Raw genomic sequence first — 16,564 nt, forward strand, 5'->3', positions numbered from 1 at the left:
GCCCACCGGAGCCGGACGGCGATGAGGTCGTGGGCGAGCGTCGGAAGGGCCGGCGCCGAAGGCGAGGAGTGCGCGGTCGGATGCGCGCGCTCTGGCGTCGGGCCTGCCGCGCGTGCGGACGACGGATGCCCGAACGTGACGACCCGGGTGGGGGCACCGGCGGCGGGCGCGACAACGAGAACTCTTAAGCCTACGCGGGTCCGAGCTCGACCGGGCGGATGGGGGAAGACACCCACCCGAACCGGACGGACCCCGTCGCGTAGCGCGAACACCGCGCCGCCGGTGACCCAGGGCTATAAGCCCTGCACACAAGGTACCGGATGCGGAACGTGGAACGGGCGCGCCACCGAGGTGACGCGCCCGAGTACGGGGCACCCGGCCGCAGGACCCCGGGGGACCCCGCGACGGTGCCGGTGATTCAGGAGTTGATCGCCTCGATCGACGCGAGCAGGTCCGCCCGCAGGTCGTCGTTGACGGGCGTGGAGTCGGTCTCCGCGGAGGCCTCCTCCTGGCCCTCGGGGCTGACCACGTACCTCAGGAACGCCTTGACCCGCTCGGCCTCGGCCTCGTCCGGGTAGTCCAGGCAGGCCGACTCGTAGCTGACCAGGACCAAGGGGTAGCTGCCGGGCTCGGTGGTGCCGTAGTCCAGGGCCAGCGCCAGGTCGAACTCGCTCGTGTTCTCCTCACGGCGCGGGGAGTCGGCCACCACCTTGGCGGCCGCCTCCGGGGAGATCTCCACGAACTCGTCGCCCACACCGATGTTCGCGGCGGGCAGGCCGTGCAGGTGGGACATCTCCACGTAGCCGATGGCGCCCTCGGCGCGCGAGACCGTGTCGGCGATACCGCTGTTGCCCTGCGCGGACTCGCGCGGGGCCAGCGGCCACTGGCCGCCGGGCTCATGCGGCCAGGCGTCGGGCGCGGCCTCGGAAAGGTAGTGCGTGAAGTTCTCCGTGGTGCCGGAGTCGTCGGCCCGGCTCACCTGCGTGATGGCCAGGTCGGGCAGGTCCACGTCCGGGTTGTCCTCGGCGATCGCCGGGTCGTCCCAGCGCGTGATGTCCTGGTCGAAGATCCGCGCGACGGTGTCGGGACGCAGGTTGAGCGAGTCGACGCCCTCTACGTTGAACACCACCGCGATGGCCACCACGTAGGCGGGCAGGTTGATGGTGTCGGAGTCCCCGCAACGGGCCATCGCGTCGGCGTTCTCGTCCGCGTCCAGGGCGGCGTCGGTCCCGGCGAAGGACACCGCGCCGTCGATGAACTGGTTACGACCGCCACCGGAACCGATGGAGTCGTAGTAGATGCGCGCGTCCTCACAGGCGGACTGGAAACCCGCGATCCACGTGGTCATCGCGTTCTCCTGGGCGCTGGAACCCGAGGCGTGCAGGCTGCCCGAGAAGCACTCCAGGTCGTCGGGGACCGCGGGCGCCGCGCCCTGCACGGCGTCGTCACTGCCGCAGGCGGTGGCCGCCAGCATCAGTCCGGCCAGCGCGGCCGAGGCCGCACCCCGGTAGACGTGGCCGCGCCGTCCGGGACGGTCCTGGGTGCTGGTGCGCTTGTTGGACGGGAGCACGCTGCTTCTATCCCCTTCGTCGGTGTCGGTGGTCCTCGTTGTCTTCACCGCTCGCCGCCGGTCATCGGCGCGTTGTCGCTGGTAATGGAACACCGCCGAAGAATTCAACCACGGCCGCACCACCTTCCCCAACGCGGGTGTGTGTCGAACCGGACGTCTCCGTGGCGAGGTGGGGGATGGTGAGTGGACACGAGGTGAACGAAGGGTGGTCCGTCGGTGAAAGGTGACGGGAACCGGCGTGGCGGACGCGTGCGCGAGCGTCCCTCACCTGGGCTTGGACACCGTGCATGACACGCCGGGAGCAGGGGCAGGAAATCCGATGATGAGTGCCGAGAGAACGTTCCACAGCGCGCCCACGTCGACCTACCGCCTGCAGTTGCGCCCCGGTCTGACCCTGGACGACGCGGCAGGCCTGCTCGACCACCTGCGCCGACTGGGAGTGGGCGCCGTCTACCTCTCACCGATCCTCACCGCCGCCCCCGGGTCCGACCACGGGTACGACGTGGTCGATCCCACACGCGTGTCCACGGCTCTGGGCGGCCCGGAGGCGTGGACGGCGCTCGCCGACCGCGCCCACGCCCTCGGGCTCGGTGTCATCGTCGACATCGTCCCCAACCACATGTCGGTGGCCCGTCCCGACGCGAACCCGTGGTGGTGGGACGTCCTCGCCCACGGCCGCGACTCGGTCTACGCGCGCTGCTTCGACATCGACTTCGACTCCGGTCCGATCCTCCTTCCTGTACTGGGCGACGACGGCCGTGCCGCCCTGGAGGGGCTCACCATCGCCGACGGCCACCTGGTCCACTTCGACCAACGCTTCCCGTTGGCCCCGGGCACCCACACCCCCGGCGACGACGTCGAGGACGTGCACCGGCGCCAGCACTACCGGCTGGTCTCCTGGCGGCGCGGCGACGGCGAACTCACCTACCGGCGCTTCTTCGACGTCGACCACCTCGCGGCCGTCCGCGTCGAGGAGCCCGGGGTCTTCGACGCGACCCACGCCGAGATCCTCCGTTGGGGAAGTGAAGGCCTCGCCGACGGCCTCCGCGTGGACCACGTCGACGGTCTCAGCGACCCCGGGGGCTACCTGCGCCGGCTGGCCGAACGCTTCGACGGCTGGATCGTCGTCGAGAAGATCCTCGCCCCCGGGGAGACCCTGCCCGCCTCCTGGCCGGTCGCCGGAACCACCGGCTACGACGCGCTGCGGGAGATCTGCGGGGTGTTCGTCGACCCCGAGGCCGAACCCGTCCTGACCACCCTGGCCCGCGACCACGGGGTGGCCACCGACGTCACCGCGATCGACGCCCAGGCCCGTGGACACGCCGCCGGTGAACTCCTGCGCGCCGAGGTCCGCCGGATCGCCGCCCTGCTCCCGCCCGAGGGCGCCGACCCCCGCCAGGCCGAGGAGACCGTGGCCGAACTCCTCGCCTCCTTCGACGTCTACCGCTCCTACCTCCCCGAGGGGGAGGGCGCCTGGGCGCGCGCCGTACGCACCGCGGCCGACCGCCGTCCCGACCTCCAACCCGTTCTCAAGGGCATCGACCGCGCCGTGCGGGCCGAACCCCACGGCGACATCGCCCGCCGCGTCCAACAGACCAGCGGCATGGTCGTGGCCATGGGCACCGAGAACACGGCCTTCTACCGCGGCACCCGCTTCGTGGCCCTCAACGAGGTGGGCGGCGAACCGGACGCCTTCGGCGTCGACGTGGCCGCGTTCCACGCCGCGCACCTGCGCCGCGAGGCCACCGAACCGCACACCATGACCACCCTGTCCACCCACGACACCAAACGGTCCGAGGACGTGCGCGCCCGCCTGGCCGTCCTGTCGGAGCTCCCCGGCGACTTCGCGGACGCCGTACGCCGCTGGAGCCCACGGGCACCACTGCCCGAGGCCGCGCTCGATCTCCTGGGATGGCAGACCCTCCTGGGCGCCTGGCCCATCGACGACGAACGCCTGGTCGACTACCTGCTCAAAGCGGCCCGCGAGGCCCGCCTCGGGACCTCCTGGACCGACCAGGACCCCGATTTCGAGGACCGGATCCGCTCCTGGCCGGACCGCCTGCGCGCCGACGCCGACCTCTACGCCGAGGTGCGCGCCTTCGCCGAGACCCTCACCGCCCCGGGCTGGAGCAACGCCCTGGGTCAGAAGGCCGTCCACCTGCTCGGGCCCGGTGTACCCGACGTCTACCAGGGCACCGAACTCTGGGACCTGTCCCTGGTCGACCCGGACAACCGACGCCCCGTCGACCACGACGCACGCGCCCGACTCCTGTCCCGTATCGAGGCGGGGTGGCGGCCACCGGTCGACGCCACCGGCGCGGCCAAACTGCACGTGGTCCGCACCTGCCTCCAGGCCCGTCGCGACCTGGACCCCACCGGCTACCTGCCCCTGACGGCCGAGGGGCCGGCCGCCGACCACGCCCTGGCCTTCGCCCGCACCACACGCGGATCCCACGACCCCGCACTGGCCGTGGTCGCCACCCGGCTGCCGCTCACCCTGGCCGACGCCGGCGGCTGGGACGACACCGTGGTGCCGTTGCCCTCCGGACCCGGGCCCTGGACCGACCTGCTGACCGGCCGCACCCTCGTCCCCACGCGCATGGACGGACTCGTCACCGCCCGTCTGGCCGAGGTGCTGGACCACTACCCGGTCGCGGTCCTGGCGAGGAACCGACCACCGGTAGGCTGACGCCGACCATGACGAACACCGACACCGGACCCCGCCTGCGCATGCCCGAACGCGTGGCGGACGCACTGACCTGCCCCGTCTGCGGGCAGGCCCTGAGCCGCGACGCGCGCGGACTCCTCTGTCCCGCCCGGCACAGCTTCAACGTCGCTCGCGAGGGGTACGCCGGGCTGCTCACGGGCGCCACCCCGCCCGGCACCGGCGACAGCAAGGAGATGGTCGCCGACCGACTCCGCTTCCAGACGGCCGGTCACTACGACCCCATCGCCCGTGCCCTCGCCGACGCGCTGACGGGCGGGGCCCGCGACCCCCTGATCGTGGACGTGGGCGGCGGCACCGGCCACTACCTGGCCCGGATCCTGGACGCGCTGCCCGACGCGGTGGGTCTGACCACCGACGTGTCCAAGTTCGCCGCCCGGAAGGCGGCCAAGGCCCACCCCCGGGCGGGGGCGGTCACCGCCGACTCCTGGCGCATCCTGCCCCTGGTCACCGGCGGTGTCGATGCCCTGGTGAACGTGTTCGCCCCCCGCAACGCCGCCGAGTTCCACCGGGTGCTCGCACCCACCGGACGACTCGTGGTCGTCACACCCGCGAGCGACCACCTCGCCGAACTGCGTCCGGCCCTGGGCCTGCTCGACGTGGATCCCCGCAAGGACGAACGCCTGGCGGAGAGCCTGCACACCCGCTTCGCCCCGGCGGGGGAGCGTTCCGTGCGCTTCGCCATGGACCTGTCCCACCCGGACGCGCTCACCGTCGTCGGCATGGGACCCAGCGCCCGTCACGTCACCCCGCAGGATCTGGCCGCCCGCGTGGCCTCCCTGCCCGACCCGGTCCGGGTCACCGCCTCGGTCCGTGTGGGCACCTACCGGCCCGAACCCGCGCGGCGGAGCTGAACCCCGCGTCCCGCACGTGGAACCCGTGTCCGGGCTATGGCCGTCCCGTGTTCTGGACGCGTTCTCCGGGTCTTGGACGAGGCTTGCGCGTACCGGCGCCGAATCCGCGTGGGGACGGTCGGGTGGGTCGCGCCGCCGGGCGTGGGGTTCAGCCCGATCCGGGCAGGGAGAGGCCGCCGCTCCTGCGGTCCGCGTAGGACAACGCGGCCTCCAGCTCGGCCACCGCCAGGCGCATCCGCTCCACCACCGCCGGATCCTCGTACTCGCCCTGCGCGTCCACCCGTGACCCCGCGCGGGACACGACCACACAGTCGACCAGCACCGCCCCCAGCAGGGTCAGGGTCGGCATGAGCGGCGCGTGGGCCCGCATCCCGCCGGCCTGGCCGGGGGAGGCGCTCATCAACAGGGTCGGCCTGCCCACCAGGCCACCCGAACCGACCAACCAGTCGATGGCGTTCTTGGTCACCCCCGCGGGGCCGTGCGCGTACTCGGGTGTGGCGATCACCAGCCCGGACGCGCGAGCGGCCAGGTGCCGGAACGCGTGCACGGAGTCGGGCCAGCGATGCTCGTCGCCCTCCACATCGGGGTTGAAGAGCGGCAGCCGCCCGGCCAGGTCCCCACCGGCCACGGTGAGCCCCGGCCCCACCCGCGACACCAGTCGCAGCAGAGCCGCGTTGTACGACCCCCGCCGTAGGCTTCCGCAGATCCCCAACACCAGCCGCTCGGTCATGGCCACACCCTCTCACGCCGGGCCCGTACCGAACGGGCGAACAGGAGACGGAGAAGGGGACGACCGGGCCCCTCGACCGTGAAGGGCGAAGGGCGAAGGGCGAAGGGCAGAGGGCGGACGCGTGCCGTCGTGCCTCCGTGCCGGTCCGATCGGAGGCGCACACCATGACGGCGCGCCCGGTTCGACCGGCCCCGTGCCGGGGTAGGCACCCTGCGTGAACGAACTGGCGACGGAACCGACCCTGCCCGCCACCCCCGGACGCGGCGTCCACGGAGACTTCTCGGTCTGGGCGCCCGAAGCCCGCACCGTGCGTGTGCGCGTGGACGGCACCGACCACCTCATGGACCGCGACGACCACGGTTGGTGGCACGCCACGGTCGCCCGGGCCGCCCCCGGCTCCGACTACGCCTACCTCCTCGACGACGACGCACAGGCCCTGCCCGACCCGCGCTCCCTGTGGCAGCCCGCCGGTGTGCACGCCCCCAGCCGCGTCTACGACCACGACGCCCACCCCTGGGCCGACGACGACTGGACCGGTCGCCCCCTCGCCGGGGCGGTGATCTACGAACTCCACGTCGGCACCTTCACCCCCGAGGGCACCCTCACCGCCGCCGTCGGCCGCCTCGACCACCTGGTCGACCTCGGGGTCACTCACGTCGAACTCCTCCCTCTCAACGCCTTCGACGGCACCCACGGCTGGGGCTACGACGGCGTTCTGTGGTCGGTGGTGCACGAGCCCTACGGTGGACCCGACGCCCTCAAGGGGTTCGTCGACGCCTGCCACCGCCGCGGACTCGCCGTGCTGCTCGACGTGGTCTACAACCACCTGGGGCCCTCCGGCGCCTACCTCCCGCGCTTCGGTCCCTACTTCACCGGAGAGAACGCCTGGGGTCCCTCCCTCAACCTGGACGGTCCCCACTCCGACCCCGTGCGCGACCTGGTCGTCCACGGCGCCCTGGACTGGCTGCGCCACTACCACCTGGACGGCCTGCGCCTGGACGCCGTGCACGCCCTGCACGACGACCGCGCCGTACCGATCCTGGTCGAACTCTCCGACGCCGTCGACGCCCTGGCCGCCGGGGTCGGCCGTCCCCTCGCGCTGATCGCCGAGTCCGACCGCAACGACCCGCGGACCGTCCTGCCCCGCGAGGCCGGTGGCATGGGGATGACCGCCCAGTGGTCCGACGACCTGCACCACGCACTGCACGTGGCCCTGACCGGTGAGACACACGGCTACTACGCCGACTTCGCCGGTCCCGACGTCCTCGCCGACGTCCTGCGGCACGTGTTCCGGCACGACGGCGGCACCTCCTCCTTCCGCGGCCGTCGCCACGGTGCCCCGGTCGACACCCACCGCGTCCCCGGCGGCCGGTTCCTCGCCTACGTGTCCACCCACGACCAGATCGGCAACCGTGCCCGCGGCGACCGCATGGGCGAACACCTCTCACCCGGCCTGCTCACCTGCGGCGCCGCCCTGGTGCTGTGCTCGCCCTACACCCCGATGATCTTCATGGGGGAGGAGTGGGGCGCCACCACGCCCTGGCCGTTCTTCGCCTCCTTCACCGACCCCGACCTCGTCCAGGGGGTGCGCACCGGACGCGGCCGCGAGTTCGCCGCCCTGGGCTGGTCGGAGGAGGACATCCCCGACCCCATGGATCCGGCCACCCGCGACCGCGCCGTCCTCGACTGGTCCGAGGCCGAGAAGGAACCGGGCTCCCTGGTCCTGGAGACCTACCGCGCGCTCATCGCGCTGCGCCGGGCCGAACCCGAACTGTCCGACCCCCGTCTGGATCGCCTGGAGGTCACCACCGGCCAGGACGGTCGACAACTCGTCATCAAGCGCGGCTCGCTGCGCCTGGTCTGCAACCTCGCCGCGACCGAGGCCCGCATGGAACTGGACGCCCCACCCCGAGAACTCCTGCTCGCCAACGGCTACGCCCACATCCAGGACACAGGCATCGACACCCCCGGAGAGTTCTTCGCCATCCTCCGCGTGTGATCGACGGGGCCGGTCGTCCACAGGTTCCTGGGTGGGGTCCGGTGGGGTGTTGGTGGTGCGTGGTCTCATCGGAACCGGGGGCGCTTCGGTTTCCGCCGGTTCCGCGCTGCACGGAAAGTGTTCGGCGCATTGTGGGGTCCACTGAGTTCACCCCCGGCAGTGGCCAGTGCGGCCCTGAATCCGGCGCCCAGGCAGGTGGCGGCAGCAGTGGGGGTCAGAGCGACGCACAGCGTCGAGCCGGGTGGCGGTTCGGAGCGCCGGCCTGAGGCGGCCTTGCGTTCGGAGAACGGCGGTGCACCAAGTGGGCCGTGAGGGCTCAGCGATGGTGACGGGGCACCGTGAGCGCAGCGAAGAAACGGGCTCCCTGGCGTTCCTCAGCCTCCGTGTGCGGGCTGGTGGGTGCGGCTCGACCGATCCCCCAACTCATCCAGCGCGTCGGACAGCTCTGTGGCCACGACCAGATCATCCAGGGTGGAGGCGGACAGGAAGCCGGCGTCCACGATGCCCTGCAGCGCCTGGACGGTCGGTGCCCAGAAACCCCCCGCGTCCAAGAACCCGACAGGCTTGGCGTGGAAGCCCAGTTGTCGCCAGGACCACACCTCGAAGATCTCTTCCAGTGTGCCCAGACCGCCGGGCAGCGCGAGGAAGGCGTCGGCGTGGTCGGCCATCAGGGACTTGCGCTCGTGCATCGTGTCGCACAGGTGCAGTTCGGTGACCCCTTCGTGAGCCCACTCGCGATCCACCATGGTGCGCGGGATGACACCGATGACCTCGCCGCCGGCCTTGAGAGCACTGTCGGCCAGAACCCCCATCAGTCCGCGCCGGCCACCGCCATAGACGATGCCGATGCCGCGTCGTGCCAATTCCGTTCCCACCGCTGCCGTGAGTTCGGCGTGCGCCGGGTCGTGTCCGTCGGATGAGGCGAGGAAGACGGCAAGGCGGCGCATGGGACCTCCGGGTTCGTGGGAGCAGACCCTCGTGTTTACCACAGGCGCACCAGCACTGACCAAGGAGTTCGTCGGGCACTGCGCTGAGGGAGGCTCTCTTCGGCGACCTCGGTCAAGCGTGCGGCACGGTGGATGCGGGTGACGAGTGCGCGGGTCGAATTCGTCACCTCCCTCGGATGCAAGCGATGGTCGGATTCTTCCAGGTTCAATGAGGATGTGTGATGAACAGATCTTCGCGCATGATCCAGAGAAACACGGAAAGGCGTGGGGTGAATGTACGGGGGCGATGCTGTCGAGTTATTCGAGAGCCGTCTTCTCCGCTGTGCTCGAGACCGACGGATGGCTTCAATGCCATCCCCGTTGCACGCAACGGGGCATGGGTAGCCTCCCGATGGGCCATGTGCGGGCGCACGGGTTCGGGGCCTCGGCCTGGTGGTGGGCTTGCGCCATGGGGTGTGCGGTGTCAGCTCCAGGCCTGAACGGAGCGCTGCCCACCGGCCTCCAGCAGGGCGCCCTCGGCCTCCATCCCCGCCAGGCGGGTCAGTATCGCGTACCGGGCCAGATCCATCTCGCGCTGCGCCTGTTCGGCCACCTCCAGTACCGAAGCGGCGCATCCCGGCGGAACGTCGGCGGCGAAGAATTCGGCGACCTCTTTCCGGTCGGCCCGCACCGCGCCGACCGGGTTGCGCCCGGCCGATGGGTCCGCGACCACTCCAGAAGAATTCATACCCCTATTATACAAAAGAGAGAACAGAAAAGGCAGGCCGGGCCACCAGGTGTGTGGATGTCATTTCGGCTTTCCCGAGTGTCACCTAAGAGGCACCCCGGAGCCTCGTGCTGCACTCATCCCGGTAAGCGAAAATGGTCCTACGAGTGAAAGAGTTGTGTTTTTCCTGATGCGCTCGGGGTGACCTCTGTGGAGGCACTGGGCTGATCGAGGGCCTGCTGGGGGCGGGGTTCGGCCGGGCACGGGCCTGATGAGGCCCGGTGGGGCCCCGACCATCTGGTGCCCTTCCCCGATAGCCGCCGAACCGCCGTCGTGGCGAAGCGGGTCAAGGTGGAGCGCCACTCCCAGGGGTGAAGCCCTACTCCGGCGACGACCTTGACGCGCGCAGCGGAGACGGCCACCCTCACGCGGCGGGGAAGGGCCCACTCACCCGAGCCGCGCCCGACCGACCTTGGGGGCTCCCACCTGCGGCGCACCACGAGCACACCCGAACCCCGACCACATCGCCCCACCAGCCAAAGGGGCAGCCTCCGCGGCCCCACAACGGGCCGAACCTTTCCGGGCAGCGCGGAACCGGCGGAAACCGACGCGCCCCCGATTCCAATGAGACCACGCACCACCAACACCCCACCAGACCCCCAGGAACCTGTGGACGACCTGCCTCGCCCCGGGGCCGGTCGAGTAGGGGGCACGATCGCGCCGTCCGGGCGACCGACAGTGACGTCACGTCACCACGGCACCCTCGGAAACATCATGGTCGGATATTGACGTGGCGACACTGCCCTTCGGCGGCGAGGGCGGATGGAATGGGGACCGAGATCACGAGCGAGGAGCCCATCACCATGTCGACCCGCCCCGGCCACTCTCGGCGTTCGATTCCGGACGACAGCATCGCCCCGCCGCGTCCCGGATGGCCGGAGATCGGGGTGGGTCTGCTCGCCGCGGTGCTCACCACGGCCCTGCTGGTGTTCTTCGGTCCGGTCGGGCCGCTGGACCTGGATCCGGTGGTGTTCGGACTCCTCGTGGCCGCCTGGTCGGGTGTGGTCGGACTGGTCGGGTTCGCCGCGGCGGCGATGCTCCGCATCCGTTCCCTGGCCGCCTTCGGCGTCCGTCGCACCACCTGGCGCTGGATGCTCATCGGTGTGGCCGCCGGTCTGTTCGCCTTCCTCTTCAAGGGTGTGGTGAACGCCGGCCTCATCGCCGTCGGCTTCGACTCCGACCCCCAGGGCATGTACTACGACGCCGCGGGCGGTGGTGTGTGGCCGTTGGTGCTGACGCTCCTCTTCCTGTCCATCCTGACTCCCATCGGTGAGGAGTTCCTCTTCCGCGGGGTCATCACCAACGCCCTGCTGCGCTACGGTCCGGTCATCGGTGTGGTGTCCGGTTCGCTGATCTTCGCCCTCTTCCACGGCATCAACCTGGCCTTCCCCACCGCTTTCGTGGTGGGCGTGGTCGCCGCCGAGGTCATGCGGCGCAGCGGGTCGATCTGGCCGGCGGTGGTCGTGCACGTCGTCAACAACCTCGGGCTGCCGCTGTTCGTGCTCTTCTCCGGGATCGTCGACGTCGGCTGACCCCACGCTCCACTCCCGCGCAGTCGCCGGGCCACAACGACCGCTCCATCCCGTCGGCCCCGCGTCCGCTACCGGACGCGGGGCCGACGGTGTTCGGTCGGTCGTGTTCAGTCCGCCGTGGCCGTGGAGCCCAGCAGTTCACGGATCCTTCCCGCGATCCGATGGAACTCGGGGTTCTCCAGCGTGGGCTCGTACTCGCGGTGGCCCGGGATGCCGACGGTGAACTCCTCGATGATCCGGCCCGGCCGCGGACCCATCACGACGGCCCGTGAGGCCAGGTAGACCGCCTCGGCCACCGAGTGCGTCACCAGCACGACGGTCATACCGGTGGCCTCCCAGATCCGACGCAGCTCGACGTTCATGTTCTCCCTGGTCAGAGCATCCAGGGCGCCGAAGGGCTCGTCCATCAACAGCACGTCCGGTTCGTGCAGGAGCGCCCGGCACAGCGAGACGCGCTGTTGCATACCGCCGGACAGTTCGAAGGGCATCGCCTTCTCGAAGCCGGTCAGGCCGGTCATCTCGATGAGCTCGTCGGCCCTTCTGCGCGCCCAGACCTTGGGCAGCCCGCGCATCTCGGCCTGGAACAGGATGTTGTCCCGGGCGTTGCGCCAGTCCAGGAGCGCCGCCCGCTGGAAGACGAAACCGACGTCCCGGCGGGGTCCCACCACCGGGGTGCCCCGCAGGGCGACCTCGCCCGCGGCCGTTGCGGTGAGACCGGCGACCACCCGCAACAGGGTCGACTTCCCGCAACCGGAGGGTCCGGCGATGGTGAGGAACTCGCCGCGTTCGATGGTCAGGTCGATGGCACTGAGGGCGTGCACCGTGCGCGCCTTGCTCTCGAAGGTGACGTCGACCCCGTGGAGGTCGACCATGGGCCCCTCCGGCATGGACGGTTCGCTCCCCGTCGCCCGGTCCGCGGTTCCCGCGTACATGTCGACCTACCCTCCCACTGTGAACGAGGGGTCGTAGTACTCCTCGGTGGGCTTGGCCTCGTCGATGAGCCCGGCCTCGGTGAGCACCTCGATGGTCTGCCGCCAGTCCTCGTCGGCGTTGACCCCCGGAGCCTGGCCCTCGGTGTTCTCCGTGGCCAAGAGTTCGATGGTCTCCTCCCACTGTTCGAGGAGCACACCGGCGTCGGGCAGCTGCGGGTCGCGACCCTCCATGGCGGCGACCGCGTCCTCGGGCGCCTCCTGAGCGGCGGCGAAGGCCTCCGATGTGGCGGCGACCATCCGTTCCACCAGGTCGGGGTCGTCCGCGATGGTGGAGGTGTGGGCGATGAGGCCGTTGCTGTAGAAGTTGAGCCCGGCGTCGGTGTAGCGCAGATAGCTCACCTCGCGGCCGCTCTCGTCGGCGATCTTCGGCCCCTGGTCGTGGGCGAAGCCGATGAGGCCGTCGACCTGGCCGGACATCATCGCCGCGTTCTTGCCCGCCGCGTCGAGGTTCTGTTGTTCGACGTCCTCATCGGACAGACCGACGGCCTCCAGGTACAGGGGGAACGTGGTCGTGACCGCGTCGCCCGCGGACACCGCGATCGTCCGGCCCTGGAGGTCCTCCGGCTCGGAGATCCCCGTGTCGCTGAAGAATTGGACCGCCGAGGGAGTGGACTGCAGGAAGACGCCGACCGACCGGACGTCGACGCCCTGGTCGATGTTGGTGAGCAGGGCGGGGGCGTCGGCCCAGCCGAAGTCGTAGCTCTGCTGTCCGACGGACTGCACGGTCTTGGCCGAGCCCTGGCCCGCGTCGACGGTGAGCGAGATCCCGTGCTCCTCGAAGATCCCCTCCTCGACGCCGTAGTAGAAGGGGGCGTGTTCGCCGTAGGGGTACCAGTTGAGCTGCAGTGAGACGTCCGTGGTGTCACCACCGTCGGCCGCCCCTCCGCCGCCGCAGGCGACGAGGGCGAGCGCCGAGGCTCCGGCGACGAGTGCGGTCAGGGCCGGGTGCCTGGTGGCTCCGGGTGCGCGTGTGGGCATGCGAGGGTCCTCCGGGTCTCAGGGGGTCAGCCGCGGTTGCGGTGTGAGGCGTGCCAGGGGATGAGGAACATCTCGGCGACGTGGATGATCGCGAAGAGCAGGACGCCGAGGGCCGACATGATGATGAGGGCGGCGAAGAGCATGGCCGTGTCGATGTTGCCGTTGGCCTGCAGGATCACGTATCCCAGACCGGAGTTGGCGCCGACGAACTCGCCCACCACGGCGCCGGTGACCGCCAGGGTCGCCGCGATCTTGAGGCCCGAGAGCAGCTCGGGCAGGGCCGCGGGGAAGCGGACCTTCCAGAAGGTCTTGAGCCGGGAGGCCCCCATGGTGGAGGTGAGTTCGAGGAGTTCGGGGTCGACCGAGCGCAGGCCGCTGATCCCCGAGATCACGACGGGGAAGAAGGCCATGAGCACGGCCACGAGGATCTTCGGGCTGGCGCCGAACCCCAGCCACACCACGAACAGCGGGGCGATGGCGATCTTCGGGATGACCTGGGCGAACAGGATGAGCGGGTAGAAGGTCCGCTCCAGGGTGGGGGAGTAGACCATGAACACCGCGACGAGGACGCCGACCACGGCGGCGATCACGAAGCCGACGACGGTCTCCATGGTGGTGACGAGCGTGTGGGTCCACAGGTAGGCCGCGTTGTCAGTAAACGCTTTCCACGTGTCCACGGGAGAAGGAAGGATGTAGGGCGCGACCAGCCCCCCGAGGGTGACGAGGAACCACGCGACCAGGAGCAGTGCGAGGAAGGCCAGGGGATAGGCCAGCGTGTACGGGCTCTGTGCGCCGCGTCCGCGGGTGCCGCCGGAGGGTTTCGGGGTTCGCGCCCGGGGGGTGGGGGGAGCTTGTTCTGCCTGTTGAGTCATGTCTGACCTCATGTCGATCGGCAGGATTTGTCACCTGGGGTAGAAAGCGCTTTCCGTTTCGGGGATATTAAGTACATCACATCCACGGTGTCAACGCCCCTCACGGACAGGACAAGAGGATGCGAAGTACGCGAACCAGGGTGTCCAGCGACGGACCGACCCTCACTGACGTGGCCACACGGGCGGGGGTCTCCCTGGCCACGGCCTCGCGGGTGCTCAACGGCAGCAACCGGAAAGTGGGGCAGGTCAACCGTGATCGTGTCCTCCGGGCGGCCCGGGAGCTCGACTACCGTCCCGATCTGCCCGCGCAGACGATGGCGAGGGGCACGGCCCCCGTGGTCGCCCTGCTCGTCAGCACCATCGACGATCCGTACTTCTCCGCCATCGCCTCCGGCGTCGCCGAGTCCGCCGACGCGCACGGTATGACCGTCACCATCGCGATCACGGCACGCGACAGCGCGCTCGAACTCTCCTCGGTGCGTCTGCTGCGGAGCCAGCGTCCCCGCGCGATCCTGCTGTGCGGCAGCCGCACCACGAACGATCCGCACACCGGGGCCCTGCTCACCGAGATGCGCCGGTTCACCGCCCATGGCGGTAGGGCCGTGTTCATCGGCCAGTCCGAGGGCGGACTGAACGCGGTGTGCCTGGACAACGTCGCGGGCGCCTGCGGGCTGGGCGCCGAACTCGCGGGCCTCGGCTACCGCCGGGCCGCGGTGATCACCGGATCGGAACGGATGCGGACCGCCCAGGAGCGCCTGCAGGGCCTGGCCTCGGCCCTGACCGGGTCCGGTGCCACGGTCGCGCTCGTCGAACGCGACACCTTCGACCGGACGGGGGGCTACCGCTGCACCCGTAGGCTCATCGACTCCGGGCGGCTGGGGGAGGTCGACGTGGTGTGCGCCGGCAACGACGTGATGGCGATCGGCGCGATGACGGCGCTGCGCGAGGCCGGTATCAGGCCGGGGCGCGACATCGCGGTCACCGGGTTCAACGACATCGATACCGCCGCCGACGTCACGCCCAAGCTCACCACCGTGCGGTTCCCGCTCGCCGATCTGGGCCGCCGGGCCACCGACCTCGCCCTGGCTCCGGGCGACCCCGCGGTCGGCGACCTCCTCGTCGAGGGGCACGTGGTCCTGCGGGACTCCTCGCCGCGCCTGCGCTGATCCTCGGGCGCAGGGGTCGGGGCCCGGGGTCGGACGCGCACGTCGCCCACCGCGTCCCCGGGCCCGCCCCCGCGCCGGTCTACCTCGCCCCGGGCCCCGGCGCCGCGACCGGGCCGGTCGAGTCCCGCACGATGAGCTCGGTGCGGATGGGCAGCACGCCACCGGCCGGAACCCGGGCCGGGTCCAGGGCGAAGAGCCCGCTGGTGCGGCCCGCCTCCGTGAGCGGGATGCGCACCGTGGTGAGTGTGGGGACCGCGTCCAGCGCGAAGGGCAGGTCGTCGAAACCGGCCACCGACACGTCGCCGGGCACGTCCATGCCGCGCGCGCGCAGTTCGGTGAGCGCGCCCAGGGCGGCGATGTCGTTGCCCCCCACGACGGCGGTGAGGTCGGGGTTGCGGCGCAGGAGTTCGCCCACCCCGGTGCGGCCGGATTCCCGGTCGAAGTTGCCGACGACGATGGGGCAGCGTTCCCCCGACAGCCCCGCGTCCGCGAGCGCCTGGAGGTGCCCGCTCAGGCGCAGCTGTGACGTCGTGCGATGCTCCGGGCCGGTGATGTAGCCGATGTCGCGGTGGCCCAGTGCCACCAGGTGACCGGTGAGCCTGCGGGCTCCGTCGCGGTTGTCGAAGTCGACCGCGGTCACCCCGGGCAGGGGTTCGTTGTCGGGGCCGCTCAGGGGTGGGCGGCCGCACAGCACCACGTGCGCGCCGGTCGCGGTGAGCTCCGAGATCTGGGAGACGAGGGCGTCGCGGTGGCCGGGGTCGTTGCTGGAGCCGCCGGTGAGCACGACCGCGTGCGCCCGCTGTCGACGCAGCAGTTTCAGGTAGCGCAACTCCCTCTCCGCCGAGCTGCCGGTGTTGCACACCACCGCCAGCACGTCGCCCTCGGCCACGGCGTCCTGGATGCCGCTGGCGATGACACCGAAGAACGGGTCGGCGATGTCGTGGACCAGGATGCCGATGAGGTCGGAGCTGGAGGCCGCCAGGGCGCGGGCGTTGCCGTTGACCACGTACTGGAGTTCGGCGACGGCCTGGTGGACCCGTTCCGCGGTGGACCGGGCCACGGGGTAGTTCCCGTTGAGGACCCGGGACACCGTCGCCGGTGACACCCCGGCCCGTCGTGCCACGTCAGCGAGTTTGGCCGCCATCTCTGCCCTGTTCCCCTCGGCTACGCCGGATCCCGACCGCGAGGCGGCGTCGCCCGTCGACCGTGTGGTGCGGTGCGCGGGGCGTGCGCCGGGGCGGACGGTGCCGACCGGTACTCCACTAGAAAGCGATTACTTCCAGTATGGCCCACGTGTGAGTGCCACGTGGGGGAGGGGCTCTGGACGAATCGTACCTCAGGGGCTGTTGACAAGCCCTCGGAAGTGAACTTACTTTTGCGGCGTAGAAAACGCTTTCTATCGAGCGATCGCGAGCCCCCCATGCCCCCAGCGT

General features: G+C 70.9%; 13 protein-coding genes. 5 read left to right on the forward strand and 8 right to left on the reverse strand.

All coding sequences use genetic code 11. The features are described from left to right. Positions 1–418: 418 nt before the first annotated feature. Complete coding sequence (gene pstS / locus DSY14_RS20505; protein WP_211718226.1) at positions 419–1,570, reverse strand: phosphate ABC transporter substrate-binding protein PstS; 1,152 nt, start codon at positions 1,568–1,570, stop codon at positions 419–421. Positions 1,571–1,892: 322 nt separating this feature from the next. On the opposite strand from pstS, the gene treY reads away from it, so the two are divergent. Together treY and DSY14_RS20515 are read left to right on the forward strand one after the other, a co-directional pair. After that, positions 1,893–4,259, forward strand: coding sequence for a malto-oligosyltrehalose synthase (treY, locus tag DSY14_RS20510; RefSeq protein WP_374224031.1), 2,367 nt, complete (start codon positions 1,893–1,895; stop codon positions 4,257–4,259). Positions 4,260–4,267: 8 nt separating this feature from the next. Continuing rightward, positions 4,268–5,149 carry a putative RNA methyltransferase gene (locus DSY14_RS20515; protein ID WP_211718228.1) on the forward strand — a complete coding sequence of 294 codons (882 nt, stop codon included), beginning with the start codon at positions 4,268–4,270 and terminating at the stop codon, positions 5,147–5,149. Between the two features lie 148 nt (positions 5,150–5,297). On the opposite strand, the gene DSY14_RS20520 is transcribed toward DSY14_RS20515, so the two are convergent. Continuing rightward, positions 5,298–5,879, reverse strand: coding sequence for an NADPH-dependent FMN reductase (locus DSY14_RS20520; RefSeq protein WP_211718229.1), 582 nt, complete (start codon positions 5,877–5,879; stop codon positions 5,298–5,300). 214 nt (positions 5,880–6,093) lie between these two features. On the opposite strand from DSY14_RS20520, the gene treZ reads away from it, so the two are divergent. Beyond that, positions 6,094–7,878 carry a malto-oligosyltrehalose trehalohydrolase gene (gene treZ / locus DSY14_RS20525; protein ID WP_211718230.1) on the forward strand — a complete coding sequence of 595 codons (1,785 nt, stop codon included), beginning with the start codon at positions 6,094–6,096 and terminating at the stop codon, positions 7,876–7,878. Positions 7,879–8,252: 374 nt separating this feature from the next. Here the strand turns inward: treZ and DSY14_RS20530 are convergent, their stop codons facing one another. Together DSY14_RS20530 and DSY14_RS20535 are read right to left on the reverse strand one after the other, a co-directional pair. Further along, complete coding sequence (locus DSY14_RS20530) at positions 8,253–8,825, reverse strand: TIGR00730 family Rossman fold protein (RefSeq protein ID WP_211718231.1); 573 nt, start codon at positions 8,823–8,825, stop codon at positions 8,253–8,255. Positions 8,826–9,288: 463 nt separating this feature from the next. Next, complete coding sequence (locus DSY14_RS20535) at positions 9,289–9,552, reverse strand: hypothetical protein (RefSeq protein WP_211718232.1); 264 nt, start codon at positions 9,550–9,552, stop codon at positions 9,289–9,291. A gap of 842 nt (positions 9,553–10,394) precedes the next feature. On the opposite strand from DSY14_RS20535, the gene DSY14_RS20540 reads away from it, so the two are divergent. Beyond that, complete coding sequence (locus DSY14_RS20540; RefSeq protein WP_211718233.1) at positions 10,395–11,123, forward strand: CPBP family intramembrane glutamic endopeptidase; 729 nt, start codon at positions 10,395–10,397, stop codon at positions 11,121–11,123. Positions 11,124–11,230: 107 nt separating this feature from the next. Here DSY14_RS20540 and DSY14_RS20545 read toward each other — a convergent pair whose 3' ends face one another. The 3 genes from DSY14_RS20545 to DSY14_RS20555 are packed head-to-tail and all read right to left on the reverse strand — an operon-like array spanning position 11,231 to position 13,965. Then, the gene (locus DSY14_RS20545) at positions 11,231–12,055 is read right to left on the reverse strand and encodes an ABC transporter ATP-binding protein (protein WP_211718234.1); all 825 of its coding nucleotides are present in this window, start codon (positions 12,053–12,055) and stop codon (positions 11,231–11,233) included. A 6-nt stretch (positions 12,056–12,061) separates the two neighbouring features. After that, entirely contained in the window at positions 12,062–13,093 is a 1,032-nt protein-coding gene (locus tag DSY14_RS20550; protein WP_211718235.1) for an ABC transporter substrate-binding protein, read from the reverse strand. Positions 13,094–13,119: 26 nt separating this feature from the next. Continuing rightward, positions 13,120–13,965 carry an ABC transporter permease gene (locus DSY14_RS20555; protein WP_211718236.1) on the reverse strand — a complete coding sequence of 282 codons (846 nt, stop codon included), beginning with the start codon at positions 13,963–13,965 and terminating at the stop codon, positions 13,120–13,122. 119 nt (positions 13,966–14,084) lie between these two features. On the opposite strand from DSY14_RS20555, the gene DSY14_RS20560 reads away from it, so the two are divergent. Beyond that, positions 14,085–15,131 carry a LacI family DNA-binding transcriptional regulator gene (locus DSY14_RS20560; RefSeq protein WP_211718237.1) on the forward strand — a complete coding sequence of 349 codons (1,047 nt, stop codon included), beginning with the start codon at positions 14,085–14,087 and terminating at the stop codon, positions 15,129–15,131. Between the two features lie 79 nt (positions 15,132–15,210). Here the strand turns inward: DSY14_RS20560 and DSY14_RS20565 are convergent, their stop codons facing one another. After that, positions 15,211–16,254, reverse strand: a complete 1,044-nt coding sequence (locus DSY14_RS20565) for a LacI family DNA-binding transcriptional regulator (protein WP_307851284.1) — start codon at positions 16,252–16,254, stop codon at positions 15,211–15,213. Positions 16,255–16,564 lie beyond the last annotated feature (310 nt).

This window comes from Nocardiopsis sp. MG754419 (assembly GCF_018207095.1).
Lineage (GTDB): Bacteria > Actinomycetota > Actinomycetes > Streptosporangiales > Streptosporangiaceae > Nocardiopsis.

Bases quoted from the DNA above. Each gene is read 5' to 3' on its own strand.
- treY (WP_374224031.1), top strand. From the start codon at position 1,893: ATGAGTGCCGAGAGAACGTTCCACAGCGCGCCCACGTCGACCTACCGC.
- DSY14_RS20515 (WP_211718228.1), top strand. From the start codon at position 4,268: ATGACGAACACCGACACCGGACCCCGCCTGCGCATGCCCGAACGCGTG.
- DSY14_RS20520 (WP_211718229.1), bottom strand. From the start codon at position 5,879: ATGACCGAGCGGCTGGTGTTGGGGATCTGCGGAAGCCTACGGCGGGGG.
- DSY14_RS20530 (WP_211718231.1), bottom strand. From the start codon at position 8,825: ATGCGCCGCCTTGCCGTCTTCCTCGCCTCATCCGACGGACACGACCCG.
- DSY14_RS20535 (WP_211718232.1), bottom strand. From the start codon at position 9,552: ATGAATTCTTCTGGAGTGGTCGCGGACCCATCGGCCGGGCGCAACCCG.
- DSY14_RS20540 (WP_211718233.1), top strand. From the start codon at position 10,395: ATGTCGACCCGCCCCGGCCACTCTCGGCGTTCGATTCCGGACGACAGC.
- DSY14_RS20545 (WP_211718234.1), bottom strand. From the start codon at position 12,055: ATGTACGCGGGAACCGCGGACCGGGCGACGGGGAGCGAACCGTCCATG.
- DSY14_RS20550 (WP_211718235.1), bottom strand. From the start codon at position 13,093: ATGCCCACACGCGCACCCGGAGCCACCAGGCACCCGGCCCTGACCGCA.
- DSY14_RS20555 (WP_211718236.1), bottom strand. From the start codon at position 13,965: ATGACTCAACAGGCAGAACAAGCTCCCCCCACCCCCCGGGCGCGAACC.
- DSY14_RS20560 (WP_211718237.1), top strand. From the start codon at position 14,085: ATGCGAAGTACGCGAACCAGGGTGTCCAGCGACGGACCGACCCTCACT.